This is a genomic window from Streptomyces rishiriensis, assembly GCF_003112535.1.
Lineage (GTDB): Bacteria > Actinomycetota > Actinomycetes > Streptomycetales > Streptomycetaceae > Streptomyces > Streptomyces rishiriensis.
Map to the genome: position 1 here is coordinate 219,705 of NZ_BEWA01000003.1, position 24,316 is coordinate 244,020.

Consider the following 24,316-nt stretch of genomic DNA (forward strand, 5'->3'; position numbering starts at 1 on the left):
CGCACCCCTGCGCGGCCCCGCTCAGCCCAGCACAGTCCCGCGCAGCCCTGCTCAGTCCCGCTCGCACACGAAAACGGCCGTCCCCGGGATCAGGTTGCCGCGCAACGGCGACCAGCCGCCCCACTCCGACGAGTTCCAGGACGGCCACTGCGGCTCGACCAGGTCCACCAGCCGGAAACCGCCCGCCACGACGTCGCGGACGCGGTCACCGAGCGTGCGGTGGTGCTCCACGTACACCGCCCGGCCCTCCTCGTCCTGCTCCACGTACGGCGTGCGGTCGAAGTAGGACGACGACACCGTCAGCCCCTCCGGCCCCGGCTCGTCCGGGAAGGCCCACCGGATCGGATGCGTCACGGAGAACACGAAACGGCCGCCCGGCCGCAGCACCCGCCGCACCTCCTTCAGTACCAGCACCGGATCGGCGACGAAGGGCAGCGCCCCGTACGCCGAGCACGCCAGGTCGAAGGAGGCGTCCGCGAACGGCAGCGCGCCCGCGTCCGCGCACACCAGCGGAAACGGACCGCCGATGCGCAGCGCGTGCTGGAGCTGGCGGTGGGAGATGTCCAGGGCGACCGGCAGCGCGCCCTGCGCGGCGAGCCAGCGCGCGCACTGGGCCGCGCCGGCGCCGATCTCCAGGACCGCCCTGCCCTTCAGCTCCTCCGGCGGGCCGAGCAGCTCCGCCTCCACCTCGTCGAGGCCCTCCGGGCCCCACACGAAGCGGTCGTCGCCCAGGAAAGTGCCGTGCTCGATCTGGTATTCGTCCGCGTTGCGGTCCCACCAGCCCCGGTTGGCCCGGGTGCTCTCGGCGACGTCGGCGTCACGTCGGGTGGCTTCCGGCTCGAAGGCCGTCTCGGACGATGCGGGCTCTTGGATGATCGGCTCCCTCGTCGTACTCTTCCGTGCAACCCGCCCGACGGCGGCACCCAGGTGTCACCGAAGGGGCTTCCTGCGGCCTGCGTGGCCTCAGGAGAAAGGTTGTGTGCCGGGTATGCGGTGATCCGCCCCGGGTGTGCGCCTTCGCGCATTGACCCTGCCCGGCTGCCCCCGTATGCTACAAGTTGCGCTGCGGGCCTGCGCACCTCAGACCTAGCAGGCTGCGCTCGCATCTGTTGTATGTCCCCTCGGTTCTCGAGGCGCCACCACCAGTTTCCTGGTGAGGCGCTTCCTTGGCTGTCCGGCTTCTTCAGAGCGATACGGGCTCCCGGCGTAGCAGTACCTACGACTTTCTGTCCGTAACCGGAGCCCTTTCCCACATGACGAGCAGCACCGAGACCACCGCCACCACCCCGCAGGTTGCGGTCAACGACATCGGTAACGAGGAAGCCTTCCTCGCCGCGATCGACGAAACGATCAAGTACTTCAACGACGGCGACATCGTCGACGGCGTCATCGTGAAGGTCGACCGGGACGAGGTCCTGCTCGACATCGGTTACAAGACCGAAGGCGTGATCCCGAGCCGCGAACTCTCCATCAAGCACGACGTCGACCCCAACGAGGTCGTCGCCGTCGGCGATGAGATCGAGGCCCTCGTCCTCCAGAAGGAGGACAAGGAAGGCCGCCTCATCCTGTCCAAGAAGCGCGCTCAGTACGAGCGTGCCTGGGGCACGATCGAGAAGATCAAGGAAGAAGACGGCATCGTCACCGGTACCGTCATCGAGGTCGTCAAGGGTGGTCTCATCCTCGACATCGGCCTCCGTGGCTTCCTTCCGGCCTCCCTCGTCGAGATGCGCCGCGTCCGCGACCTCCAGCCCTACGTGGGCAAGGAGCTCGAGGCGAAGATCATCGAGCTGGACAAGAACCGCAACAACGTGGTCCTGTCCCGCCGCGCCTGGCTGGAGCAGACCCAGTCCGAGGTCCGCCAGACGTTCCTCACGACCCTGCAGAAGGGTCAGGTCCGCTCCGGCGTCGTCTCCTCGATCGTCAACTTCGGTGCCTTCGTGGACCTGGGCGGCGTCGACGGTCTCGTCCACGTCTCCGAGCTGTCCTGGAAGCACATCGACCACCCCTCCGAGGTCGTCGAGGTCGGCCAGGAGGTCACGGTCGAGGTCCTCGACGTCGACATGGACCGCGAGCGCGTCTCCCTGTCGCTGAAGGCGACCCAGGAAGACCCGTGGCAGCAGTTCGCCCGCACGCACCAGATCGGCCAGGTCGTCCCCGGCAAGGTCACGAAGCTGGTTCCGTTCGGTGCGTTCGTCCGCGTCGACGAGGGCATCGAGGGCCTGGTCCACATCTCCGAGCTGGCCGAGCGCCACGTGGAGATCCCGGAGCAGGTCGTCCAGGTCAACGACGAGATCTTCGTCAAGGTCATCGACATCGACCTCGAGCGTCGCCGGATCTCGCTGTCCCTCAAGCAGGCCAACGAGTCCTTCGGCTCCGACCCGGCCTCGGTCGAGTTCGACCCGACGCTCTACGGCATGGCCGCGTCGTACGACGACCAGGGCAACTACATCTACCCCGAGGGCTTCGACCCCGAGACCAACGACTGGCTCGAGGGCTACGAGACCCAGCGCGAGGCGTGGGAGGGCCAGTACGCCGAGGCGCAGCAGCGCTTCGAGCAGCACCAGGCCCAGGTCATCAAGTCCCGCGAGGCCGACGAGGCCGCTGCCGCCGAAGGCGGCGAAGCCGCCGGTGCGGCTCCGGCCGCGAGCAGCGGTGGCGGTTCGTACTCCTCCGAGGGCGCCGACACCTCCGGCGCGCTGGCCTCGGACGAGGCGCTCGCCGCGCTGCGCGAGAAGCTGGCCGGCGGCCAGAGCTGACCTCCCCCAGCCGGGAGACCCCCAGCTGCTGAGGCTTGGCAGACAGTAGACGAAGGCCCGCACCTTTCGAGGTGCGGGCCTTCGGCGTTCCCCGTTGGCGTTCCCGAGGTGCGGGCCTTCGGCCCGGTTGTGGGACTGCCGACCGCATACGGCCCGGTTGTGCCACTGCCGACCGGGTACGAACTGGTTGCGAGACGGCCGACCGGGTGCCCGGTTTCCCGCGCCTCTCGGGCCGGAGGGCCTCGCCACCAGGGGAGAGGCAGCACGACGAGCCGGGGGATCCGCAAGAGTCCGCCGATCTTGACCGCCAGGCGGGAATGCCCACGCCGCAAGGCACGTTGTCCTCTAAGAACACGAGGAGGAGCGGTCCAAGTGCTTGATCCGCAGGGTTTGTACGCATGGGAGCCGAAAGGCCTGGCAGTCGTCGACATGGCGTTGGCCCAGGAATCGGCCGGACTTGTCATGCTCTACCACTTCGACGGATACATCGACGCGGGCGAGACCGGCGATCAGATCGTCGACCGACTCCTCGACTCGCTGCCCCACCAACTCGTCGCCCGCTTCGACCACGACCGGCTCGTCGACTACCGCGCCCGCCGCCCGCTGCTCACCTTCAAGCGCGACCGGTGGACCGAGTACGAAGAGCCGACCATCGAAGTGCGCCTCGTGCAGGACGCCACCGGCGCCCCCTTCCTTCTGCTCTCCGGCCCCGAACCGGACGTCGAATGGGAACGCTTCGCCGTAGCCGTGAAGCAGATCGTCGAACGGCTCGGCGTCCGCCTCTCGGTGAACTTCCACGGCATTCCCATGGGCGTCCCCCACACCCGGCCCGTCGGCATCACCCCGCACGGCAACCGCACCGACCTCACGCCCGGCCATCGCAGCCCCTTCGACGAGGCCCAGGTCCCCGGCAGCGCCGAGGCCCTCATCGAATACCGCCTCATGGAAGCCGGCCACGACATCCTCGGCGTCGCCGCCCACGTGCCCCACTACATCGCCCGCTCCGCCTACCCGGACGCGGCCCTGACGGTCCTGGAAGCGATCACCGCGGCCACCGGACTCGTCCTGCCCGGCATCGCCCACTCCCTGCGCACCGACGCCCACCGCACGCAGACCGAGATCGACCGCCAGATCCAGGAAGGCGACGAGGAACTCACCAGCCTCGTCCAAGGCCTGGAACACCAGTACGACGCGGCAGCCGGCGCGGAAAGTCGCGGCAACATGCTCGCCGAACCGGTCGACATCCCCTCCGCGGACGAGATCGGGCAGGAATTCGAGCGCTTCCTCGCCGAACGCGAAGGAGAGGGCTGACCCGCCCACCGCGCGGCCCCCACCAGGGCCTCCCGAAGCATTCCAGGGCCTGCCGAGTGCGATGTCACCGGCAGGCCCTAAGCTTCCCGTCATGCTGAAGGTGGGCCTGACCGGCGGGATCGGCGCCGGCAAGAGCGAAGTGTCCCGACTGCTCGTCGAATGCGGGGCCGTCCTGATCGACGCCGACCGCATCGCCCGCGAAGTCGTCGAGCCCGGCACCGAAGGCCTCGCGGCCGTCGTCGACGCCTTCGGCGAGGACGTCCTCACCGAAGACGGCAACCTCGACCGCCCCCGGCTCGGCTCCATCGTCTTCGCCGACGCCGAGAAACTCGCCCTCCTCAACTCGATCGTCCACCCCCTCGTCGGCGCCCGCTCCCGCGCACTGGAGACCTCCGCCCCGGACGACGCCGTCGTCGTCCACGACGTCCCCCTCCTCACCGAGAACGGCCTCGCCCCCCTCTACGACCTCGTCGTCGTCGTGGACGCCCGCCCCGACACCCAGCTCGACCGCCTCGTACGTCTGCGCGGCATGCCCGAACAGGACGCCCGCGCCCGCATGGCCGCCCAGGCCACACGCGAACAACGCCGCGAGATCGCCGACATCGTGATCGACAACGACGTACCCCTGCCCGAACTGCGACAGCGCGTCACCGACGTGTGGAACGACCTCGTCCGCAGAGCCCACACCCGCCACGGGACCTCCCCGGAATAGGGCCCCCGGCTCCGCGCGTTGAACCCTCCCAGCAAGGGAAGGATTTTTCCGTGCCCGATACCGCAGGTTCGACCGGACGTACTCCGGAGACGCACGTCATCGACTTCCGCGCCGCCGAGCAACTGCTCGCCGCACGGGACCCGCGGGGCGCGGTGAAGCTGCTCGACCAAGTCATCGCCGCCCACCCCGAGAACACCGCCGCCCGCCTGCTGCGCGCACGCGCCTTCTTCGCCGCCGCGCAACTACGGCCCGCCGAACTCGAGTTCACCGTGGTGCTGGAACGCGAACCGGACAACGCGTTCGCCCACTTCGCGCTCGCCCGCACCTACGAACGGCAAGGACGCGGCGACCAGGCCAAGCGCCACTTCCGGCTGGCCGCAGCGCTCGACCCCAACCCGCAGTACCTGAAGGCAGCCCGCTTCGAGACCTGAGAACCGCCCGACGACACCCGGTCCCGACGGCACCCGGTCCCGACGGCCCGACGACACCGCGTCCCCACGACACTACGTCCCACGGCCTCCGCCCCGCCTCACGCGTGGCACCGCCCCAACGCGTGCCACCGCTCAACTCAGCGGCACTCAGCAGCCGAGGCCGTCCCGTCTCAAGGACGCCGCTGCTCCGGCGGTCGGTACGGCGGAATGTCGCGGCCCGGCTGATAGTGGGGGCCCTGCCGGATGTGCCGGAGCACCACCGTCAGATCGACCGTCGTCACCACCCACAGCGCCGCGCACGCCGCCGCCCACCCCGGACGCCCCGCCAGAGCGAACGCGGCCGTACCGAAGACCGTCCAGACCACGCCCCACAGGGCCAGCCCGAAACGCAGCCGCAGCGCACTGCGCGCGGTCGTCGGCTCACTGCCCGTACGCATCGTGAAACACCGCTCCTCCCTTGAAACGTACTCTCCGCCCCGGACGTTCTCCACAGGGATCCGACGTCCGAAGACCCAGAGGGGGGCCGCTCTTCCATGCTGCCGAACACCGACGAACTGGCCGAAGTGCTCCTCGACCTCGCTGTCCCGCACCAGGACCTCGGCGAAGCCGTCCGGCTGAGCCGGCACGTCACGCGCGACGCGGAGAGCCTGCGGATCCTGGACAAGGCCGTGACAGAACTCGTCCAGGACATGGGACGGATCCGGGGGACGACCGTCGACATACCCGCCCTCCCCGACCCCTCCACCGCGACGGCCCGCTTCTTCCCCCTGTACGTCTTCGTCGCCGCGCTGCCCCACATCCGGGCCCACCACCGAGAGCGGGGCATCCCCGACGACGTCAGCCGGCACACCCTCGCAGACGTCGGCCGATGCGTCGCCTGGCACCGACGATGGCACGGCACGGGCGGCCTGCTCATCCCGCAATGGCTCACCCTGCACTTCCACGGCGAGCTGTACCAACTCGGACGACTGCAGTTCCAGCGCGGCCGCATCGGCCGCCGGACCGGCGCCTCGATCGCGGCGGCGGGACTGCCCCAGGCGCCCGGAGACCACGGACTCTCCGTCCACGTGCCCGACTTCATGGGACCCCTGACCCCGCAGGCCGTCGAGCGATCCCTCACGCTCGCCCGGGCGTTCTTCGCCCGTCACTACCCCGAGGAGACCTACTCGGTGGCCACCTGCGCATCCTGGCTGCTCGACCCCCAACTCAAGCGCCGCCTGCCGAACGACTCCAACATCGTCCGCTTCCAGGAACGGTTCCACCCCGTCCGGGTGCCCACGGACCCGGAAGCCCCCCAAGCCCCGGAAGCGTCCCAGGCCCCCGACGACATGGAAGCCGTCCGCTTCGTCTTCGGCACCACCGACGTGCCCCTGGACGAACTGCCCCGCCGAACCGTCCTCCAGCGAGCCGTCCTCGACCACCTCCGAGAGGGCGGCCACTGGTACGTCGGCCGAGGATGGTTCGAACTGTAGCCGCCGCAGCCGTGCCTACTGCCGCGGCCGCAGTCGGCGATCCCGGGTTCGAACAAACAGCCCTTCCCTCGAACGAGTGAACCCCACCAGACCCGGAACAGCCGCCCACAGCCCATCCGTTCGCAAGACATGACGCCACACATGCGAGACGGATACGAGGGAACCGGCCCCGGCGCGATCACCCCGGACGGCTGCGCGGTCGAGTTCTACTCACGCCTGCCGGTGGGCGACGAGCCGGACGTCATCTCCGCAGCGGTGCCCCCGGGCGCCCACATCCTCGAACTGGGCAGCGGCGTCGGGCGCGTGACCCACGCCCTGCTCCAGCGTGGCTTCACGGTCACAGCGGTGGACGAGTCCGCCGACATGCTTGAACGAGTCCACGGAGCGCGCACCATATGCAGCCCCATCGAGGACCTCGACCTGGGTGAGACGTTCGACGTGGTGATGCTCGCGTCGTTCCTCGTGCACAACGGCGAGATCGACATACGGCGAAGGATGCTCCAGGTCTGCGCACGCCACCTCGCCGAACACGGATGCGTACTGATCCAACGCGAAGGTGAGGACTACCACTCCGACCTGCCCCGCGAACGCGTCGACCCGAGCGGCTTCACGGTACGCATATCCTCGGCCGGGCCCGCCGAGGACGGCGTCCACGCCGTGCGCGCCGAGTACGAATTCCCCGACGCAGTGTGGACCCAGACCTTCCGTACCCGGCCACTGACCAAGGAACAGTTTGAAGAGGCGCTCGCAGAGGCAGACCTGCGCGTGGACCGATACCTGACCCGGGACCGGATCTGGGTGCGGGCGGTGCGGGCGGTGCAGAGGGCGTAGGCCGTGCCGGGGTGGCGGCAGGGGAGTAGGTGGGTGGGGAGGGCGGGAGGGGGGAGGGGGAGGGCCCCCTCCCGGCTCTGGATTCATCCGACCTGGTCTTACGGTGGAGACATGGACGCCTCCGCCTCCGCCGCCTCAGCCTCCGCCCGCTCCGCTCCCCCTTCCACCGCCTCTGCCGCCTCCGAGTCCGCCCCCACAGCATCCGCTCTGGACGTGCTCGACGGGCGGGTCGCGGGGTGCAGGGCGTGTCCTCGGTTGGTGGACTGGCGTGAGGAGGTGGCCCGTACGAAGCGAGCGGCCTTCGCGGACTGGACGTACTGGGGGAGGCCCGTGCCCGGGTTCGGTCCGTCCGACGCCCGGCTGTTGATCGTCGGGCTCGCTCCGGCGGCGCACGGCGGGAACCGCACGGGCCGTATGTTCACGGGCGACCGTTCCGGAGACGTGCTGTATCAGGCGTTGTACGACGTGGGGCTTGCCTCGCAGCCCACGTCCGTGGCAGCCGACGACGGCCTGGAGCTGTACGGGGTCCGTGTCACCTCGCCTGTGCACTGTGCGCCGCCGGCCAACAAGCCCACCCCCGGGGAGCGGGACACGTGCCGGCCTTGGCTGGTGCAGGAGCTGCGGCTGCTGCGGCCGACGCTGCGGTCGGTGGTCGTGCTCGGCGCCTTCGGCTGGCAGGCCGCGCTGCCCGCGTTCGCCGAGGCGGGCTGGAGTGTGCCCCGGCCCCGGCCTGCCTTCGCGCACGGGGTCCGGGTGCCGCTCGACGACCCGGACGGCGGCGACGGTCTGGAGGTCTTCGGCTGCTTCCACGTCAGCCAGCGCAACACCTTCACCGGCCGGCTCACCCCGCAGATGCTGCGGGACGTGCTGCGCACGGCGGCCGGGAGCGCCGAGGCCGGGGGCCGGTAATTCCGCGCGACGGCGGCGGTGCCGGGATCGTACGGTTTCTCGATGGGCCTGTATCCGGAGATCGAACCGTACGAGCACGGCATGCTGGACGTCGGGGACGGCAACCGCGTGTACTGGGAGACGTGTGGGAATCCGCGGGGCAAGCCCGCGCTGGTCCTGCACGGCGGGCCGGGGTCCGGCGCGACCCCGTATCTCCGGCGGTTGTTCGACCCCGCCGCGTACCGGATCGTGCTGCTCGACCAGCGCGGCTGTGGCCGGTCCACCCCGCATGCGAGCGTGTACGGCACCGATATGAGCGTCAACACGACGGCGCATCTCGTGGCCGATCTCGAGCTGCTGCGGCGGAGGTTGGGGATCGAGCGGTGGCTGGTGTGGGGGGTGTCGTGGGGGTCGGTGCTGGCGTTGCGGTATGCGCAGACGTGTACCGCGGCGGTGAGCGAGCTGGTGCTGACCGGCGTCGCGACCGGATCCGACGCCGAGGTGGACTTGCTGACCCGCGGGTTGGGGAAGGTGTTTCCGGAGGCGTTCGCGCGGTTTCTGGCGGGGTTGCCGGACGGCGGGGTGCGGGACGGCAATCTCGCCGCCGCGTACAACAGGTTGCTCGAGTCGCCTGATCCCGGTGTGCGGGAGCGGGCCGCGCGGGCGTGGACGGACTGGGAGACGGCGACGATCCCGGCGCCGCCGCGGTCCGTCGAGCGGTTCGAGGACCCGGTGTTCCGGGCGGGGTTCGCCCGCACGGTCACCCACTACTGGGGCAACGGTCACTTTCTGGACGGGGAGGACGCCGTTCTTCGCGACGCCCACCTCCTCGACGGTGTGCCCGGCACCCTCGTGCAGGGGAGTCTCGACTTCGGGAACCTCCTGGGCATCGTCTGGCGGCTCCATCACGCCTGGTCGGGCAGTGAGTTGATCGTCGTCGACCACGCCGGGCACGGCGCGAGGGCGCGGGGTGTGGCGGAGGCGCTGGTGGCGGCCACCGACGGTTACGCCGGGCGGTGACGCCGGACGACGATGCCGGGTGGCGGCGTCGCAGGCCGGACGTGACCGTTCGGCGGGCGGACGTCGGGCGGACGTCGGGGGAGTCGGGCGGACGTCGGGGAGTCCCCTGGCCGTCCGCCCGACGGTCCGTCAGGTGATGCGGGCCGCGGCGATCGGTCGTGAGGTGACCGGGTAGGCGTTGTCGCGCGGGGTGTTGACGCTCCACCGGTAGCGGGAGAACTCGCCGGTGGTCTGGGAGGCGTAGAACATCATGTGGCCGATGCCGACGCCTTCGCGTTGCTCTTCCTTCGCGAGGGCGACCACGCGGGTGTCGGGGTACTTGGGGTAGTTGGTCAGCCCGTACACGCCGTGCGGTTCGGCGGTGCAGTCGATCACCTCGACGGCGTACTGGGTCTCGCCGGTGATGTCGACGACTCCGGTGAAGACGCCTTTGACCTCGCGGACCATGACGATGTGGCCGGTGCTGTCCGGGACCTGGCCGCCGTAGTCCACCGCGACGAGGTCGCCGGGCCGTAGGTCGGCGACCTTGCGGATGGGCTGGAACCGCGGCCCGGCGGTGCCGTCGGTGAAGGCGTGCCGGTAGTCGGCGGCCTCGGGGATGCGGTCCTGGAAGTAGCGGGTGAAGTAGTCGTCGGAGGCCCATCCGTAGGTGTGCTTCAGCACGTGCGTGAGGAAGGAGGAGCAGCGGGCCCTGGCGATCCAGCTGGACAGGTCGTCGGGTGTGCCCCAGGTGACGGTGGACGAGGAGCCGACGAGGTAGACGTTGTTGTCGCGGGCGGTGGCGCCGCTGATCAGGTGGATCTCGTCTGCGGTGAGGGCGCGGCCGTAGGCGCGGACGTCGTCGACCGCGCCCTTGAACTGGTTCACGTAGGCGCCGTTCCAGCGGGCCCGGCCGATGTTGAAGCCCTGGGGCGCGGCCCAGGCCAGGGTCGTGTCGGCGCTGCCTTCCAGCGTGCCGTCGACGTACAGGTGGATACGGGCGCCGTCCCAGACTCCGGTCAGGTGAGTCCACTTGCCGGGCTGGGGCGCGGTGGTGGCGAGGGCGGAGATCTTGGCGCTCTGGTCCTCGGCGCGCACTTTGAACGCCCAGGTGCGGGCGGTGTCGTCGTACTGGAGGAGGAAGCGGCTGCAGCTGCCGCCGTCCTGGCTGACGGCCGTATACATGGTCGTGAGGACGGCGTCGTCGGCGAGACGCACCCAGGCGGAGACCGTGAACGGCGCGGTGGTGTCCAGTACGGAGGCCGTGGCGGCGTATGCGTCGTCCAGGGTCAGTTCGCCGCCCGCTCGCAGGGTCGTCCAGTGTGCGCCGGGGCCGAGGGAGACGGGGTGGTCGCGGCCGGAGCGGTCGGCTCCGGAGCCGTCGAGCGGCCAGTGTCCGCTCAGGCCGGTGGGGAGGTATCCGGCTGCCAGGAGTCGCTGGTAGCGGACCATGCGTTCGGCTTCGGCGAGGTGCGGCGCGTCGACCGGTGTGAAGGGGGTGTCGAGCGGGGTGTCCGCGGCGGCGGTCCCGGCTCCGACGCCGATCACGCCGGTCATGGCGCCGGCTCCCACGAGTGCGGCTCCGCTCAGCAGGCCACGTCTGCTCACCATGGTCGTTCTCCCCGTCCCGTTCTCGGTGTGTGGTGCGTCGTCGGACGTGTGTCCGTGTCCGACGGGTCGGGAGAGTCTAGGCGGACGGCCCCGAGGGGTGCGGGAGAGTCTAGGCGGGCGGTGTTTCCGCGGGGGCGCCGAACAACTGCCGCACGGTGGAACGGTGGTTGGCCTGGACGTGCCTGAGGGCGTGGGCGCGGGCGCGGTCGGGGTCGCCGGAGGCGATGGCGTCGTAGAGCTCCTGGTGTTCGGTGAGGAGCTGGGGCCATTCCTCGTTGCGGCGGGTGAGCCATTGCAGGCGTCCCGCGACGGGTTCCATGACCGAGATCAGCAGGGTGTTGCCGGCCAGGGCGAGGAGGCGGTCGTGGAAGCGGGTGTTGATGTCGGTGATGGCCTCGGCGTCTCCCGCTGCGGTGGCGTCGGCCGCGTTCGCCAGCAGCCGGCGCAGTTCGGCGAGGGCCTCGGGGGTCGCCCGGGTGGCGGCGAGCCCGGCGGCGTAGACCTCCAACGCCTCGCGCAGTTCGAAGAGTTCCTCGACGTCCGTGGGGCTCAGGGGTCGTACGACCGTGCGTCGGGGGGTCTCGAAGTGGACGAAGCCCTCGGCGACCAGGGCGCGGATGGCCTCGCGGACGGGAACTCTGGAGACGCCGAACCGCTCGGCCAGTTCCCGTTCGACGAGTCGGTCTCCGGGGCGCATCCGGCCGGCGATGATCTCCTGCCGCAGGGTTCCCAGGACGCGCTCGCGCACCGCTCCGAGCGGTTCGATCTTCGTCATGGGGCCATCTTCGCCGATGCGAGGGGGCTTTTACGGAGCCGTAACGGGACGGACATCGGTCGCAACGCTTGGTGGCGGGACCATGTGGACAGTTTGGTATACCAAACGACTCGGCCAGTTATCCTCCTCCGTCCCCTTGCTCAGGGAGGCCCCGTGTCCCTCGCCGACAGCGCCGAAGCCACCGGCGCGCCAGTGTTCGTGCCCGATCCCCGGCTCACCAACGAAGACCTCGCGCCCGCGCGGAAGCGGAACTGGAAGGTCTTCGACCTCTTCGCCATGTGGATGTCGGACGTCCACAACCTCGGCAACTACACCTTCGCGGCCGGTCTGCTGGTCCTCGGCATGAACGTGTGGCAGATCTTCACCGCCCTCCTCGTCGGCTTCGTGCTGATCTACGTCGGCATGAACTGGATGGGGAAGATCGGCCAGCGGCACGGGGTGCCCTTCCCGGTGATCAGCCGCATCAGCTTCGGCGTCTGGGGCGCGAACATCCCGGCCCTCATCCGCGCCGTGATCGCCATCATGTGGTACGGCATCCAGACCTACCTCGCCTCCGTCGCCGTCAACGTGATGCTGCTGGCGGCCTGGCCGGGCCTGGAGTCCTGGACGCACGGCTCCTTCCTGGGGCTCGACGCGCTGGGGTGGGTCTCCTTCGTCTCGCTGTGGCTGATCCAGGCGCTGATCATCAGCCAGGGCATGGAGTCGGTGCGCAAGTTCCAGGACTTCTGCGGCCCCGCGATCTGGCTGGTGATGATCGCGTTGGCGGTGTGGGTCCTGGCCAAGGCCGGCTGGACCATCTCGCTCACCAGCACCCCGCACCCCGTCTCCGTGGGCGAGCAGTGGCGGCAGTGGTTCGGCGCGATCGGGCTGATCCTCGCCACCTACGGCACGCTGATGCTCAACTTCTGCGACTTCTCCCGCTTCGCCCCCGACTACCGGACCGTGCGCCGCGGCAACTTCTGGGGTCTGCCCCTCAACTCGACGGCCTTCGTGGTCGTCTCCGTGATCGTCACCGCCGGCTCGCTGGAGGTGTTCGGCGAGGCCATCACCGACCCGGCGGAGCTGGTCGCCAAGGTCGGCAACACCTGGGTGCTGGTCCTGGGCGCGCTCACCTTCGCCATCGCCACCATGGGCGTCAACATCGTCGCCAACTTCGTGTCGCCTGCGTACGACCTCGCCAACGTGTGGCCCCAGAAGATCACTTTCAGGATCGGCGGCATGATCAGCACGGTCGCCGCACTCGTCGTCACCCCCTGGAACCTCTTCTCCAACCCGACCGTCGTCAACTATTTCCTCGGCGGTCTCGGCGCCTTCCTCGGCCCGCTGTTCGGCGTGATCATGGTCGACTACTACTGGGTCAAGCGCGGCCGGATCGACGTCGACGAACTGTTCGATGCCACCCCCGGATCCCGCTACTACTACCGCAGGGGCGTCAACCCCAAGGCGCTGTGGGCGTTCCTGCCCTCGGCGGCCGTCGCGGCGGTGCTGGCGCTGGTGAAGTCGTTCAGCGACGTGGCTCCCTATTCCTGGTTCATCGGGACGGCCCTCGGCGCCGGCCTGTACCTGCTGCTGTGCCGCAGTGAGCGGGCCGCCGGATCAGCGGTCGCCGTCGAGAAGCCCGCGGAGGTCTGAGAAGCGTGCGGAACGTGCGGATCATCGTCACCAACTGCAACACCACGCAGGAGATGACCGAGGAGATCGTGCGAGGCGCCCGGGCCGCTGCCGGCCCGGGCACCGCCGTGACCGGACTGACCCCCGCCTGGGGGCCGGAGTCCGCGGAGGGCTGGCTGGACAGCTACCTCTCCGCCGCCGCGGTCATGGACGCCCTGCGCACCTACGACGGGCCGCCCTACGACGCCGTGGTCATGGCCGGCTTCGGCGAGCACGGGCGGGAGGGTGTGAGGGAACTGGTGGACGTGCCCGTCGTCGACATCACCGAGGCCGCCGCCCATCTGGCGTGTCTGCTGGGGCGCCGGTACGCGGTGGTGACCACGCTGGAGCGCTCCTGCGGCCAGATCGAGGACAGTCTGGAACTGGCCGGAGTGGGCCGCAACTGCGCGGCCGTCGTGGGCACCGGACTGGGCGTTCTCGACCTGGCCGACACCGGCCGCACGCAGACCGCCTTCCTCGCCGCCGCCGAACGGGCCCGGGAGGCGGGGGCCGAGGTGCTGGTGCTGGGCTGCGCGGGCATGACGGGGCTGCGACGGGCGGTGGAGGACAAGCTGGGCCTCCCGGTGGTCGACGGGGTCGGTGCGGCGGTGAAGCTGGCGGAAGGGCTGGTGGGGCTGGGACTGAGCACCAGCAGGGCGGGCAGCTTCGCGAAGCCGGTGCCCAAGCGGAGGGTGTGGCAGGCCCGGTAAGGGAGGGGCGGCGACTTGTGGGTGGGCATCTGGGGTGATGATCTGGGTGGTCATCAGGACTCCTCGTGGCCGTGTGACTTGGGGGCGCGGCCCTTCCGGAACTCCTCGCCGCGTTCGGCCGCTTCGACCCGTTCGACGCGGTAGAGACGCAGTGACGGCGCGGCCCGCGCGCGAGGATCGATGCTGAGCCGGTCCGGCGGCCCCAGCAGCCGGCGCACCAGCGCACCCGTCCATCCCCGCATCCGCAGTCCCGCCAGCGACACGTACCGCCGCCCGTCCTCCTCGTACCTCTCCAAGACTCGCTCCCCCGCCGCACTCCGGTCGTGACGCTCTGTGACGACACCCCCCCATTGAAGCGCGCCCCACTGACAATCGCCTCGCGGCGGGTGTCCACTGGACACATCCCGAACCCTCCTCGCCTCGCTGCCGGCACCGCGGCCCGTTGGCGGATTCCGGGGTTGCGTTCATAAAGAACGCGGGATCCGGCGCACTCGTCACCTCGCCGAAACGCGACCGGCCGGTTCCGGCCGGGCACACCGCCTACCGTGGACACCTCAGCCCACGGCTGACCGCCCCGGCCACCGTCGCCCGAAGGCGCACCCCGCCCTCGTCACGACAGGAGCTCCGTGTCCCCGCGCCCGCACATTCCCGCTCGCGCACACTCCGTTCTGCCGCCCTGGCTCGCCCACGCCCTGCGCGCCCAGCGCGGGCCCGTCCCCTGGAGCGCGGTCACCCGCGGTGCGCTGGCGGCGGGACCCCTGCTGCTGGTCGCCGTACTCGTCGACCGCACCTCGCTCGGGGTGGTCGCCGCCGTCGCCGCCATGCTGGCCGGGATCAACGACCGGCCCGGCAGCCGGCGCGTCTCCGTCAAGCGGCTCGGGGCGCCCGCGCTGGCCGGAGCGGCAGGACTGCTGGCCGGGGTGTACGTCGCGGACCGGGTCGGAGCCGTCGCGCTGACCGCCGTCCTCACCGGTCTCGGGCTCCTCGCCGGCACGATGAGCGCGGTCGGACCGGTCGCCTCCGGCGCGGGCACGCAGCTGCTGGTGGGCGCGGCGATCGGCGCGGGGATGCCGGTTCCCGAGTCCGGCTGGACCCGCGCCCTCGCGTTCCTCGCCGGGGCGGGCTGGCTGCTCGCGCTGCGGCTGGCCCTGCCCACGCCCGGCGCGATGACCGGGGACTTCCGGTTCGACGGGGAACGGGACGCGGTGGCCCGCGTGTACGACGCCGTCGCCGAGCTCCTCGACGCGGCCGGCGCCGAGGACGCGATCGCCCGCCGCGCCGCGCTCACCGCCGCCCTCGACCACGCCCAGGACGCCCTGGCCGGGCCCCGGCTGCGGCGCTACGCCAGCTCCTCGGCCGAACGCAGGCTGCACGCCCAGTACGCCGCCGCGCTGCCGCTCGCCGAGGCGGCGACCGCGCTCGCCTGGGCCGGGGAACCCCTCTCCGAACGGTCCTCCGCCGGCCCCCGGCGGCTCGCCGTCGCCGTGCGCGAGAACACGCCCACCGGGCCGCTGCCCGCGCCGTCGCGGTCCGGGCCCGCCCTGCGCGCCCTCGACGACGCCTTGTTGCGCGCCGCCGACGCCTTCGACCAGGGCGGCGGAGGCGACCTGCACACCCGTCGGCGCAGCGCGCGCGACCTGCTGCGCGCCGCCTTCGGGGCGGGCGGACGCGAGTACGGACTGCGGGTCGCGCTCTCCTTCGGGGCCAGCGCCGCCGTCGCACAGGCCCTCTACCACTCCCAGTGGTACGGCCGGCACACCCACTGGTACTGGCTGCCCGCCACCGCCGTCTTCCTGGTCAAGCCCGACCTCGGGCCGCTGGTGTCGCGCGTGCTGTGCCGGGCCGCGGGGACCGTGCTCGGGGCGCTGCTCTTCGCCGGCTTCGCCGCCGTGCTGCCCCGGCCCGAGGGTCTGGTGGCGCTGGTGGCGCTGTGCGGGGCGCTCATCCCCGTGTCGACCCGGCACTTCGCCGCGCAGACCGCCGTCGCCACCGTGCTCGTGCTGTCCTTGGTCATGGTCGGCGGGGAGCCGCAGGCCTCCGCCGCGCGGATCGCCGAAACACTGCTGGCCTGCGCGATCGTCCTGATCGTCGGACATCTGCCGATGCCGGGGGAGCGGGGCGGGCAGGTGCGCGCCCGACTCGCCGCGGCCGCCGACGCCGCGCACGCCTACCTCGTACACGTCCTCGACGGCTCCGACGGCTCCGACGGCTCCGACGGCTCCGACGGCTCTGACGGCTCTGACGGCTTCAAGAGCTCCGACGGCTCCGGCGGCTCCGATGATCGAGTCACCCGTTGGACCCTGCGCCGCGAGGCCTACCGCACGCTCGCCGAGGCCCGTGCCGCCAGCGCTCTCGCCGCCCATGAACTGCCCGCCCTGGCCCGGCACACGGAGGGCACCGATGACGTCGCCGCCGTCCTCGAACGGCTCGTCGACACGACCACCGCCTGCGCCGTCCACCTCGACGACGCCGGGCGGCTCACCGACCGGCACCGTGAGCGGCTCGCCGAACTCCTCGACGAACTCGCCGAGGGCCGGAAAAGGGTGGGACTGACCCCGCCCGCTCCGCGGCCGGCGCGGGCGAGATGACGCTGTGTCCGCCGTTCCCGCCGTTCCCGCCGTTTCCGCCGCATCCGGGTGCGTCGTCTGAAATACGTTCCGGGACGGCGATGAGTCCGTTGCGCAGAAGGGGCAGCCATGGCGTATCCGGAGCGTCCGCAGACCGTCTCGCGCGAGGGAAATCTCGGTCGGCTCGGCTCGACCGTCGGTCTGGTGGATCTGACGGCGTGGGGGCCGCGTCCGGCGTGCCGGTCCGATATCACGAAGAGTACGATCGCTGACACGAAGAGTGCCCGAGGCGTTCTTAAAGTGACCGGATTGTCACGCTCAGCGGTGTACCCGTGTCAACTACGTCTCAGTCCCGCAACTGGCCGAGGCGTTCCACCTCCCAAGAGCGTTAACTCCTACAAGCATCATGCTTATCGGAGGTAGGTGGCGAGATGGTGAACGGGCGAACGGTGCTCGAACGCTTTCCCGCGGGCGGGCCGCGCGGCTCGTGGCCGGCGGAGGAGTTCGCGCATGCCCGGCGCTTGGAGGGGCTGGCCGCGGAAGTCGTCATGGACCTCACCACGGACACGTTCCTGGTGGTCGTGCGGGGCGGCGGCACGCCGAGGTGAGCGGTCAGCCCGTCTGTGACGGGGCGGGCGCCTGCACCGCGAACTGCTCGGCCTGCAGCGCGTACAGCTCGGCGTAGACGCCACCGCCCGCCAGCAGCTCCTGCGGAGTTCCCGACTCCACCAGCCGCCCCTGATCCAGCACGTGCACCAGATCCGCGTGCCGGACCGACGCCAGCCGGTGGGTGATCAGGACGACGGTCTGGCCGCTGTCGGCCAGCGCGCGGATCTTCTCGAACACCTCCAGCTCGGCCCGTGCGTCCAGGGCCGCCGTCGGCTCGTCCACGATGAGGATGCGCCCGCGCCGGTACGCCGCCCTGGCGATCCCGAGGCGCTGCCACTGGCCGCCGGACAGTTCGTGCCCGCCGCTGAAATGCCGCGCCAGCAGGGTGTCCAGGCCGCGCGGCAGGTCCGCGACCACCTCTTCGGCGCCCGCCTCGGCGATCGAGGCGGCCATCCGCTCCTCGGTGAGCGGCTCGGCGGAACGGCCCACGGCCACGTTGACCCGGGCCGTGAACGGCCATCGCTTGAAGTCCTGCGCCACCATCGCGATGCGCTCGGCCAACGCGTGCCGGTCCGCGCCCGCCGCGTCGACGTCGTCCCACAGGATGCGCCCCCGGTCCGGCTTGTACAGCCCGGCCAGCAGCTTCACCAGGGTCGTCTTGCCGGAGCCGTTCTCGCCGACCAGCGCGATGATGCGGCCCAGCGGCAGGGAGAGCGTGACGTCGTCGAGGGCGGGGCGCGCCGACTCGCCCGGGTAGCCGAAGGTGACGTGCTCGAAGCGGACCTCGCGCGGGTCCTCGGGCAGGGCCGCACCGCCGACCGGGATCGCCCGTTCGGCCGCCTCCACGTAGAGCCGTTGCAGATCGCCCACGAACAGCGCCTCCTCGTGCAGCTGGTTGACCTCCAGGACGAGGGTGTTCAGGCTCGCCGAGCCGCCGCGGATCGCGATCACGGCCGTGCCCGCCACCGCCAGCGCCATCGTCCTGGTGAGGAGCAGACCGCCGAGCGTGGCGTACGTGGCCAGCGTCGCCAGTCCCGTCCAGGTCGCCGCGATCAGGCCGGTGCGGGCGGCGAGCCGGGCCAGCCGGGCCTGCTCCGCCTCCGCGGTCTCCGACATGGCGCGAAAGTGCCGCAGCAGGAACGGCCCGACGCCGTGCACCCGGATCTCGGGCGCGGCCGCCGGCTCGGTGAGCAGACCGGCGATCAGGTGCCCCGCGCGCGCGTGCTGCACCCACGTGTGGAAGGACTCGTAGCGGCGCCGGGCGTTCGTCAGGGCGCTCCAGGCGCTCGGCAGCGTCATCGTCACGAGCAGGGGCAGCAGCAGCGGGTGCAGCACGGTGAGCACGCCGGCCGACGCGGCCAGCGAGATCATCGCGTTCACCACGCGCGTGCCATGGCTGATCATGTAGCGGCTGGACCGCGCCCCGTACTGCGCGGTGTCCAGCAGCTTGTGGAAGGCGTGGTCCTCGATGGCGGCGAGCTCCACCGCGGCCGCCCGCTCCAGGTACAGCTCGGTCGCCACCCGCTCGACCTTGGGCTCCAGCCGGCCGGTGGCGTACGTCGACGCGGCCCGCAGCAGGGTCCCGGCCAGGAGCACGGCGGCCATCACGGCCAGGGCGGGGACGGCGCCGCGCAGCCGTTCGTCGATCGGGCCGCCGCTGATGAGCCGGCCCAGCACGGTGTTCATCGCGAGCAGGCTGACCGCCTGCGTCACCCCCCGGGCGATCTCGGCGGACAGGACGATCCGTGCGGCGGCCGGGTCGGCCTGCCGGGCCAGGCGGAGGCTGGCGGTGAGCAGGGCGGGCAGCCGGGTCACCATGGCGCGGAGGTTCAGTTCGAGGAAGGCGTCCGTGTGCTGGTTCCAGCCCATGTCGTAGCGCAGCGGGCCGCCGAACAGCAGCTGCTCCGACTCGGACACGTCCCGCCCGTCGCCGTCGCCCGTCCTGCGCTCTTTCCCTGTCTGCTGTGCCGTGTCGGGCTGCCCCGTCCGCCGTGTCTCGTCCGTCCGCTCCTGCTGCCGTGCCTGCCCCACCGTCGGCCTCCCCCGATCGCGATAGCCGGACGACGGCCACTATTGCGGGACGCGGTCGGTGAGGGCAGGGCGCAGGAGGGGAGAACCGGGACGCGCGGGCGTGCGCCTCGCCGGCGACGCCGATCACCCCGGGGAGACGCGGGTCAGGCGCTGATGGGCCGTGACCAGGTGGGCGTCGCCCCGGTGAGGCGGCACAGGGTCAGGTAGAGGGGGATCGGCGGGGTGTACGGAAGGGTGCCGTCCGGCCGGTGGATCAGCTCGGGGGCGCGCGAGGCGCCCGGGAGGATCGCGCCCGTGGCGTACTGCGCGGGGGCGGGCCATTCCAGGGCGTAGTCGGAGTCGGACGGGACCAGCCACCACCAGTGCGTCCGGTCGGCGTAGACGCATCCCATGCGCGGCAGGCGCGGCATGAGCAGCCGGCCGAGGCGGGCGGGGACCGAGACGGCGTCGCAGCCCAGGGGAGCGGTCATGCCCTCGGGCAGGGCCAGTCGGCGCGGGGGTTCGGCGGCGGCGTCGCCGCCCAGCTCGCGCCTCAGGCGTACGAGGGTGTCCAGGGTGAGAAGGTGTGCCCGGCCGGGCACGGTGTTCATATTCGCCCTCGCTCGCGGCCGTGTCCGAGAGGCAGGGCGCGGGCGGCGGGGTGGCCGGGCGTCCATCCGTCGCGGCCGTCGTGCCGACCGTGGTCGGCGGTGCGGTGCCACTGCGGCGCGACGCGTGGGAGCAGCCCGTCAGCGGGCGCCGGGGCGGTGGGGTGCGGCCGGGGCGCGGCCGCGTCGCCCGCACCCGGGTGCCGCTGCTCGGGGCGGTCGTCCTCGTCGTCCGGACCCTCGGCGGGGCCGGGCTTCGGGCGGGCGCCCCAGCCGAGGTCGTTGCGAGGCTCGTTCGGGTCGCCGTGCGGCGCGGCCGGGCTCTCGGGGAACTCGTCCAGGGTGCCGAGGACCTCGACGGGGCCGGCGTGGTGCGTCTCGACGACGGGGTCGAGGACGAGGTCGTTGCGGGGTTCGGCGGGATCGCGCGGGGCGTCGGCCTTGCGGGGCAGGTCGGCCCAGACCAGCAGGCCGAGCCCGTGCTCCTGGGCGCCCCAGGCGTGACAGAGCGCCTCGACGAGCAGCAGCCCCCTCCCGTGCTCCTCCTCGGGACGCTGCGGGGAGGGGTGGGGCTCGTCCGGCGAGCAGCCCTGGTCCCGCACGGCTATGCGGACCAGGTCGTCACCGTCGTGCAGCTCGCACACGACGATGTCGCTCGCGGTGTGCACGATCGCGTTGGTGACCAGCTCGGAGACGACCAGGGCGGCGGTGTCACAGGTGTCCTCGCACACCGACCAGCCGGTCAGCCGGGCCCTCGTCAGGCGTCTGGCCTGGGCGGGGGAACCCGGATGGGCGGCCAGTTCGAATCGGAACCGGCGCTCGGCAGCGGCCTGGTCAGGGCCTGCTCCCGCGCTGGCACCGAGACCCTGGGGGCGGCCTGCGGCGGCGTCTGTTCCTAAGGGCGCGGACGGAATCACGCTTGCCACTATCGCCCCGCCATGAACACTTGGCAAGTGTCACTCTGAAAATTGCAGAGTGCCGTGTGACGCGGTGGAGGGCCGTGGCACACTGCTCGCAACAGCACGTTGAACGGCGCCAGTCGGGACCAACGGAGATCCGTACGCATTCGCGCGGATCGTCCGATCGGTCCTCGGCGGGCGCCGTAGGGCTGTCGGGATTCTTTTCGTGACCGGCCGGATCGGGGCTCGTGAGGCCCCCGCGCGCGGCCGGCCGGGCTCTTCGTGGAGGTGGAGCGTGAGCGAACCGCGGTCCGCGCCGACGGTCGGACAGGTCGTCCTCGGTCGGCGTCTGCTGGACCTGCGGGAGCGCGCCGGCCTCAAGCGCGAGGAAGCCGCCCGCATCCTGCGTGTCGCGCCCGCCACGATCCGCCGCATGGAGATGGCCGAGGTCAGCCTCAAGATCCCCTACCTCCAGCTGCTGCTGAAGGCCTACGGGATCACCGACGAGGAGGCCGCCGGCTTCGTCCAGCTCGCCGAGGAGGCGAACAGGCCCGGCTGGTGGCAGCGGTTCCACGACGTCCTGCCCGGCTGGTTCTCCATGCACGTCAGCCTCGAAGGCGCGGCCGCCCTCATCCGTCAGTACGAGCCCCACTTCGTCCCCGGTCTGCTGCAGACCGAGGACTACGCGCGTGGTGTGCTCACCTCCGGCGCCATCGGCCAGACCCGGCCCGAGGACATCGAGCGCCTGGTCGACCTGCGCATACAGCGCCAGGGTCTGCTCACCCGCGAGGACGCGCCCAGGCTGTGGGTCGTGATGGACGAGACGGTGCTGCGCCGCCCGGTCGGCGCCCCGGAGGTGATGCGCGCACAGATCGACAAACTGCTCGAGGCCGCGAAGCTGCCCAATGTCACGCTGCAGATCGCCCCGTTCGCCAACGGGCCGCATCCGGGCACGTACGGGCCCTTCGTGCTGTTCCGATTCGCCATGCCGGAACTCCCGGACATGGTCTACAGCGAGTACCTGACCGGCGCCGTCTATCTCGACGCCCGCACCGAGGTGGCGACCCACCTCGAGGTCATGGACCGCATGGCGGCGCAGGCCGCTACAGCACATCGCACGAAGGAGATCCTCCGGGATCTCCGCAAGGAGTGGTGAATGGACCGCATCAAGACCCAGCCCAGGCCGCGTATCCGCGCTCAGCGGATCTACAACGGCATGCCCGCCCGGGACCTGGGCAGCGAGGGCTGGCACAAGCCGTGGAGCGGCGGCAACGGAGGCAACTGCCTGGAGGCCATGAAGCTCGCCGACGGCCGGATCGCCGTCCGTCAGTCCACCGACCCCGACGGGCCGGCCCTGATCTACACCTCCGACGAGATGACGGCCTTCATCGAGGGGGCCAAAGCGGGGGAGGCGGACTTCCTGCTCTCCTGAACGAACGATCCGGCCCTGTGGGAGTCCGGCCCCCTTTTTTCTGCTGACCTCCGTGTTCCGTTCGCGTCCCCTACATGCTGATTCTGCTCCATGCTGATTCTGCTGAATTCCTTGATTTGGTACTGACTTGATCACTAATCACGTCACATGTTCACCGAGTGCCACCGAGTGCCACATGACCGGACAGGACCGCACCGGCGCGGTCGAGATCGACACGAGCAAGCCGCACCCGGCGCCGACGGGCGACTGACGCCCAGCACGCCCGAAGGACGTCACGGCCGCGTGCCGTCCTTCGGGGGGAGGGGAAGGGAGGGCCGGGGAAGAGGGGGCGGTCTCAGCCGGAGGCGCGAGCGGGGCGTGCAGAGGGCGACAGCGCCCGGCACAGGGCGTCCAGCGCCGCGCCGTAGGCGTGTTCCGACGGCGTCGCGTATCCCACGACGACACCGTCCTGCGCCGCCATGTCCGTCGCCGGATGCCGGAAGGCGGCCAGGCCGTCCAACGCGACGCCCTGTTCGGCGGCGGCCCTGAGCACGGACCGCTCGGCTCCGGACGGCAGCCGCAGCACCGCGTGCAGACCGGCCGCGACGCCGGTGACCTCGACGTGCGACGCCCGGGCGGCGAGCGCCTCGACCAGCCGGTCCCGGCGGGCCCGGTAGCGCTGCCGCATGCGCCGCACATGACGGTCGTACGCCCCCGACGAGATGAGGTCGGCCAGGCTCAGCTGGTCCAGGACGCTCGCCCAGGCCTCCCGTTCGCCCTTGGCCGCCAGGACGCCGTCGACGTACCGCTCAGGTAGCACCATCCAGCCCAGACGCACCGCGGGCGACAGGCTCTTGCTCACCGAGCCGACGTAGATCACCCGGTCCGGATCGAGCCCCTGGACGGCCCCGACCGGTCGGCGGTCGTAACGGAACTCCCCGTCGTAGTCGTCCTCGACGATCACCCCGCCCCGCGCGCGTGCCCAGTCGACGACGGCGGCCCGGCGGCTCGCGTGCAGGGGGCCGCCGGTCGGGAACTGGTGAGCGGGGGTGAGGAGGACGGCCCGCTCGCGCCCGAGGAGGTCGACGCGCGCCCCGTCCTCGTCCAGCGGCAGCGCGGTCGTGCGCACGCCCGCCGCGGCCAGCAGTTCGCGGTGGAACTCCAGCCCGTACGCCTCCACGGCCAGCGGACCGCGCAGCACCGCGCCGCCCGGGGCGAACAGCAGACGCAGCGCATGGGCGAAGCCCGAGCAGATCACGACGCGTCCCGGTTCGGTGCGTACCCCCCGCGCGCGGGCGAGGTACTCCGTCAGGGCCTCGCGGAGCTCCCGGCGGCCGGCAGGATCACCGGGACCGAACACCTCGTTGGGCGCCTGCTGCAGGGCCCGCCGGTAGGAGGCCAACCAGGCCGTACGCGGAAAGGACGATGCGTCCGGGGTTCCCTGCAGCAGGTCGTGCCGGGGGCCACGCGCGGGTGCGGGCGTCCTGGCGGGCGAGCGCTCGGCCGGTCGCAAAGGAGCGGCGCGGTCGGCGACCCGGGTGCCGGATCCCTGCCGGGCGGTCAGCCAGCCCTCCGCGACCAGTTCCGCGTACGCGTCGGCCGCCGTGTTGCGGGCCACGCCCAGGTCGGCGGCGAGCGAACGGTACGGCGGCAGCCGGGTTCCCGGGGCGAGCCGCCCACTGCGCACCGCCTCGCGCAGCGCCCGGATGAGAGCGGCGCGCCGCCCGCCCGGACCGGCCGGCTCCAGGTGCAGGTCGGCACCGATCCGCTCCGCGGAATCGACCCACGAATCCACCATGGAAACGCACCCTACAGGCGGTCTCTCGGCCCGGGGACCGGGCCGGGTGGCCGGGCGCCGCCGACATCCGATCCAGCGCCGTCCGGGCGCCGCAGACGTCCGAGCCGGCACCGGCCGCGCGCCGCGGAGGGTCGATGCAGCGCCGTCCGGGCGCCGCAGACGTCCGAGCCGGCGCCCGCCGCGCGCCGCGGACGTTCGATCCGTCGCGGGTCGGGCACTGCGGACGTTCGATTCCTCGCGGATCGGGCGCCGGACGTCCGGCCCGTCG

Annotated in this window: 22 protein-coding genes and 1 pseudogene; 14 read left to right on the forward strand and 9 right to left on the reverse strand. The window is 71.6% G+C overall.

Annotated features, from left to right (window positions below; all coding sequences use genetic code 11):
- Positions 1 to 51 precede the first annotated feature (51 nt).
- Positions 52 to 876, reverse strand: a complete 825-nt coding sequence (locus tag Sri02f_RS05830; RefSeq protein ID WP_373865073.1) for a class I SAM-dependent methyltransferase — start codon at positions 874 to 876, stop codon at positions 52 to 54.
- 377 nt (positions 877 to 1,253) lie between these two features.
- Between Sri02f_RS05830 and rpsA the strand changes: the two genes are divergently transcribed.
- From rpsA to Sri02f_RS05850, 4 genes are all read left to right on the forward strand, one after another.
- Positions 1,254 to 2,756 (forward strand): 30S ribosomal protein S1, encoded by a 1,503-nt coding sequence (gene rpsA / locus Sri02f_RS05835; RefSeq protein WP_108999990.1) that lies wholly within the window; start codon positions 1,254 to 1,256, stop codon positions 2,754 to 2,756.
- A 372-nt stretch (positions 2,757 to 3,128) separates the two neighbouring features.
- Positions 3,129 to 4,067, forward strand: coding sequence for a PAC2 family protein (locus Sri02f_RS05840; protein ID WP_108999991.1), 939 nt, complete (start codon positions 3,129 to 3,131; stop codon positions 4,065 to 4,067).
- Positions 4,068 to 4,158: 91 nt separating this feature from the next.
- Positions 4,159 to 4,779 carry a dephospho-CoA kinase gene (gene coaE, locus Sri02f_RS05845; protein ID WP_108999992.1) on the forward strand — a complete coding sequence of 207 codons (621 nt, stop codon included), beginning with the start codon at positions 4,159 to 4,161 and terminating at the stop codon, positions 4,777 to 4,779.
- Between the two features lie 50 nt (positions 4,780 to 4,829).
- Positions 4,830 to 5,210, forward strand: a complete 381-nt coding sequence (locus Sri02f_RS05850) for a tetratricopeptide repeat protein (protein WP_079663016.1) — start codon at positions 4,830 to 4,832, stop codon at positions 5,208 to 5,210.
- A gap of 170 nt (positions 5,211 to 5,380) precedes the next feature.
- Here the strand turns inward: Sri02f_RS05850 and Sri02f_RS05855 are convergent, their stop codons facing one another.
- Positions 5,381 to 5,647 carry a DUF6343 family protein gene (locus Sri02f_RS05855; protein ID WP_108999993.1) on the reverse strand — a complete coding sequence of 89 codons (267 nt, stop codon included), beginning with the start codon at positions 5,645 to 5,647 and terminating at the stop codon, positions 5,381 to 5,383.
- A 96-nt stretch (positions 5,648 to 5,743) separates the two neighbouring features.
- Here Sri02f_RS05855 and Sri02f_RS05860 point away from each other — a divergent pair, with 96 nt between their 5' ends.
- The 4 genes from Sri02f_RS05860 (at position 5,744) to pip (ending at position 9,421) form a co-directional block, all read left to right on the forward strand.
- Positions 5,744 to 6,682, forward strand: a complete 939-nt coding sequence (locus Sri02f_RS05860) for an acyltransferase domain-containing protein (protein ID WP_108999994.1) — start codon at positions 5,744 to 5,746, stop codon at positions 6,680 to 6,682.
- A 141-nt stretch (positions 6,683 to 6,823) separates the two neighbouring features.
- Positions 6,824 to 7,513 (forward strand): class I SAM-dependent methyltransferase, encoded by a 690-nt coding sequence (locus tag Sri02f_RS05865; RefSeq protein WP_108999995.1) that lies wholly within the window; start codon positions 6,824 to 6,826, stop codon positions 7,511 to 7,513.
- A 111-nt stretch (positions 7,514 to 7,624) separates the two neighbouring features.
- On the forward strand, positions 7,625 to 8,422 hold the full coding sequence (locus Sri02f_RS05875; RefSeq protein WP_245970462.1) for a uracil-DNA glycosylase: 798 nt from the start codon (positions 7,625 to 7,627) through the stop codon (positions 8,420 to 8,422).
- A 42-nt stretch (positions 8,423 to 8,464) separates the two neighbouring features.
- Positions 8,465 to 9,421 carry a prolyl aminopeptidase gene (gene pip / locus Sri02f_RS05880; RefSeq protein ID WP_108999996.1) on the forward strand — a complete coding sequence of 319 codons (957 nt, stop codon included), beginning with the start codon at positions 8,465 to 8,467 and terminating at the stop codon, positions 9,419 to 9,421.
- A 129-nt stretch (positions 9,422 to 9,550) separates the two neighbouring features.
- Here pip and Sri02f_RS05885 read toward each other — a convergent pair whose 3' ends face one another.
- Both Sri02f_RS05885 and Sri02f_RS05890 read right to left on the reverse strand, forming a co-directional pair.
- Positions 9,551 to 11,011 carry a LamG domain-containing protein gene (locus Sri02f_RS05885; protein ID WP_108999997.1) on the reverse strand — a complete coding sequence of 487 codons (1,461 nt, stop codon included), beginning with the start codon at positions 11,009 to 11,011 and terminating at the stop codon, positions 9,551 to 9,553.
- A gap of 109 nt (positions 11,012 to 11,120) precedes the next feature.
- Complete coding sequence (locus tag Sri02f_RS05890; protein ID WP_108999998.1) at positions 11,121 to 11,786, reverse strand: GntR family transcriptional regulator; 666 nt, start codon at positions 11,784 to 11,786, stop codon at positions 11,121 to 11,123.
- Positions 11,787 to 11,939: 153 nt separating this feature from the next.
- Between Sri02f_RS05890 and Sri02f_RS05895 the strand changes: the two genes are divergently transcribed.
- Both Sri02f_RS05895 and Sri02f_RS05900 read left to right on the forward strand, forming a co-directional pair.
- Complete coding sequence (locus tag Sri02f_RS05895) at positions 11,940 to 13,418, forward strand: NCS1 family nucleobase:cation symporter-1 (protein ID WP_108999999.1); 1,479 nt, start codon at positions 11,940 to 11,942, stop codon at positions 13,416 to 13,418.
- Positions 13,419 to 13,432: 14 nt separating this feature from the next.
- The gene (locus Sri02f_RS05900; RefSeq protein WP_109000203.1) at positions 13,433 to 14,146 is read left to right on the forward strand and encodes an aspartate/glutamate racemase family protein; all 714 of its coding nucleotides are present in this window, start codon (positions 13,433 to 13,435) and stop codon (positions 14,144 to 14,146) included.
- 53 nt (positions 14,147 to 14,199) lie between these two features.
- On the opposite strand, the gene Sri02f_RS05905 is transcribed toward Sri02f_RS05900, so the two are convergent.
- Entirely contained in the window at positions 14,200 to 14,442 is a 243-nt protein-coding gene (locus Sri02f_RS05905; protein WP_174855589.1) for a hypothetical protein, read from the reverse strand.
- 330 nt (positions 14,443 to 14,772) lie between these two features.
- Between Sri02f_RS05905 and Sri02f_RS05910 the strand changes: the two genes are divergently transcribed.
- The gene (locus Sri02f_RS05910; protein WP_174855590.1) at positions 14,773 to 16,734 is read left to right on the forward strand and encodes an FUSC family protein; all 1,962 of its coding nucleotides are present in this window, start codon (positions 14,773 to 14,775) and stop codon (positions 16,732 to 16,734) included.
- Between the two features lie 410 nt (positions 16,735 to 17,144).
- Positions 17,145 to 17,321: a DUF8839 family protein gene (locus tag Sri02f_RS41670; protein ID WP_167467494.1), complete on the forward strand. Its 177-nt coding sequence runs from the start codon at positions 17,145 to 17,147 to the stop codon at positions 17,319 to 17,321.
- A 4-nt stretch (positions 17,322 to 17,325) separates the two neighbouring features.
- Here the strand turns inward: Sri02f_RS41670 and Sri02f_RS05915 are convergent, their stop codons facing one another.
- The 3 genes and pseudogenes from Sri02f_RS05915 to Sri02f_RS05925 all read right to left on the reverse strand — a co-directional run.
- Positions 17,326 to 19,191 carry an ABC transporter ATP-binding protein gene (locus Sri02f_RS05915; protein WP_245970474.1) on the reverse strand — a complete coding sequence of 622 codons (1,866 nt, stop codon included), beginning with the start codon at positions 19,189 to 19,191 and terminating at the stop codon, positions 17,326 to 17,328.
- 305 nt (positions 19,192 to 19,496) lie between these two features.
- On the reverse strand, positions 19,497 to 19,943 hold the full coding sequence (locus Sri02f_RS05920) for a hypothetical protein (RefSeq protein ID WP_109000000.1): 447 nt from the start codon (positions 19,941 to 19,943) through the stop codon (positions 19,497 to 19,499).
- A 206-nt stretch (positions 19,944 to 20,149) separates the two neighbouring features.
- Positions 20,150 to 20,893, reverse strand: a pseudogene (locus tag Sri02f_RS05925) (ATP-binding protein); the annotation flags it as partial.
- Positions 20,894 to 21,134: 241 nt separating this feature from the next.
- Here Sri02f_RS05925 and Sri02f_RS05930 point away from each other — a divergent pair.
- Both Sri02f_RS05930 and Sri02f_RS05935 read left to right on the forward strand, forming a co-directional pair.
- Complete coding sequence (locus tag Sri02f_RS05930; protein ID WP_109000001.1) at positions 21,135 to 21,995, forward strand: Sco1979 family transcriptional regulator; 861 nt, start codon at positions 21,135 to 21,137, stop codon at positions 21,993 to 21,995.
- Positions 21,996 to 22,271: a DUF397 domain-containing protein gene (locus Sri02f_RS05935; RefSeq protein WP_109000002.1), complete on the forward strand. Its 276-nt coding sequence runs from the start codon at positions 21,996 to 21,998 to the stop codon at positions 22,269 to 22,271.
- A 334-nt stretch (positions 22,272 to 22,605) separates the two neighbouring features.
- Here Sri02f_RS05935 and pdxR read toward each other — a convergent pair whose 3' ends face one another.
- Positions 22,606 to 24,048 (reverse strand): MocR-like pyridoxine biosynthesis transcription factor PdxR, encoded by a 1,443-nt coding sequence (pdxR, locus tag Sri02f_RS05940; RefSeq protein WP_109000003.1) that lies wholly within the window; start codon positions 24,046 to 24,048, stop codon positions 22,606 to 22,608.
- Between the last annotated feature and the right edge of the window lie 268 nt (positions 24,049 to 24,316).

Coding starts and splice junctions, on each gene's coding strand:
- rpsA (WP_108999990.1), top strand. CDS start 1,254: ATGACGAGCAGCACCGAGACCACCGCCACCACCCCGCAGGTTGCGGTC.
- coaE (WP_108999992.1), top strand. CDS start 4,159: ATGCTGAAGGTGGGCCTGACCGGCGGGATCGGCGCCGGCAAGAGCGAA.
- Sri02f_RS05855 (WP_108999993.1), bottom strand. CDS start 5,647: ATGCGTACGGGCAGTGAGCCGACGACCGCGCGCAGTGCGCTGCGGCTG.
- Sri02f_RS05860 (WP_108999994.1), top strand. CDS start 5,744: ATGCTGCCGAACACCGACGAACTGGCCGAAGTGCTCCTCGACCTCGCT.
- Sri02f_RS05865 (WP_108999995.1), top strand. CDS start 6,824: ATGCGAGACGGATACGAGGGAACCGGCCCCGGCGCGATCACCCCGGAC.
- Sri02f_RS05875 (WP_245970462.1), top strand. CDS start 7,625: ATGGACGCCTCCGCCTCCGCCGCCTCAGCCTCCGCCCGCTCCGCTCCC.
- pip (WP_108999996.1), top strand. CDS start 8,465: ATGGGCCTGTATCCGGAGATCGAACCGTACGAGCACGGCATGCTGGAC.
- Sri02f_RS05885 (WP_108999997.1), bottom strand. CDS start 11,011: ATGGTGAGCAGACGTGGCCTGCTGAGCGGAGCCGCACTCGTGGGAGCC.
- Sri02f_RS05890 (WP_108999998.1), bottom strand. CDS start 11,786: ATGACGAAGATCGAACCGCTCGGAGCGGTGCGCGAGCGCGTCCTGGGA.
- Sri02f_RS41670 (WP_167467494.1), top strand. CDS start 17,145: ATGGTGAACGGGCGAACGGTGCTCGAACGCTTTCCCGCGGGCGGGCCG.
- Sri02f_RS05915 (WP_245970474.1), bottom strand. CDS start 19,191: ATGGGCTGGAACCAGCACACGGACGCCTTCCTCGAACTGAACCTCCGC.
- Sri02f_RS05920 (WP_109000000.1), bottom strand. CDS start 19,943: ATGAACACCGTGCCCGGCCGGGCACACCTTCTCACCCTGGACACCCTC.
- Sri02f_RS05935 (WP_109000002.1), top strand. CDS start 21,996: ATGGACCGCATCAAGACCCAGCCCAGGCCGCGTATCCGCGCTCAGCGG.
- pdxR (WP_109000003.1), bottom strand. CDS start 24,048: ATGGTGGATTCGTGGGTCGATTCCGCGGAGCGGATCGGTGCCGACCTG.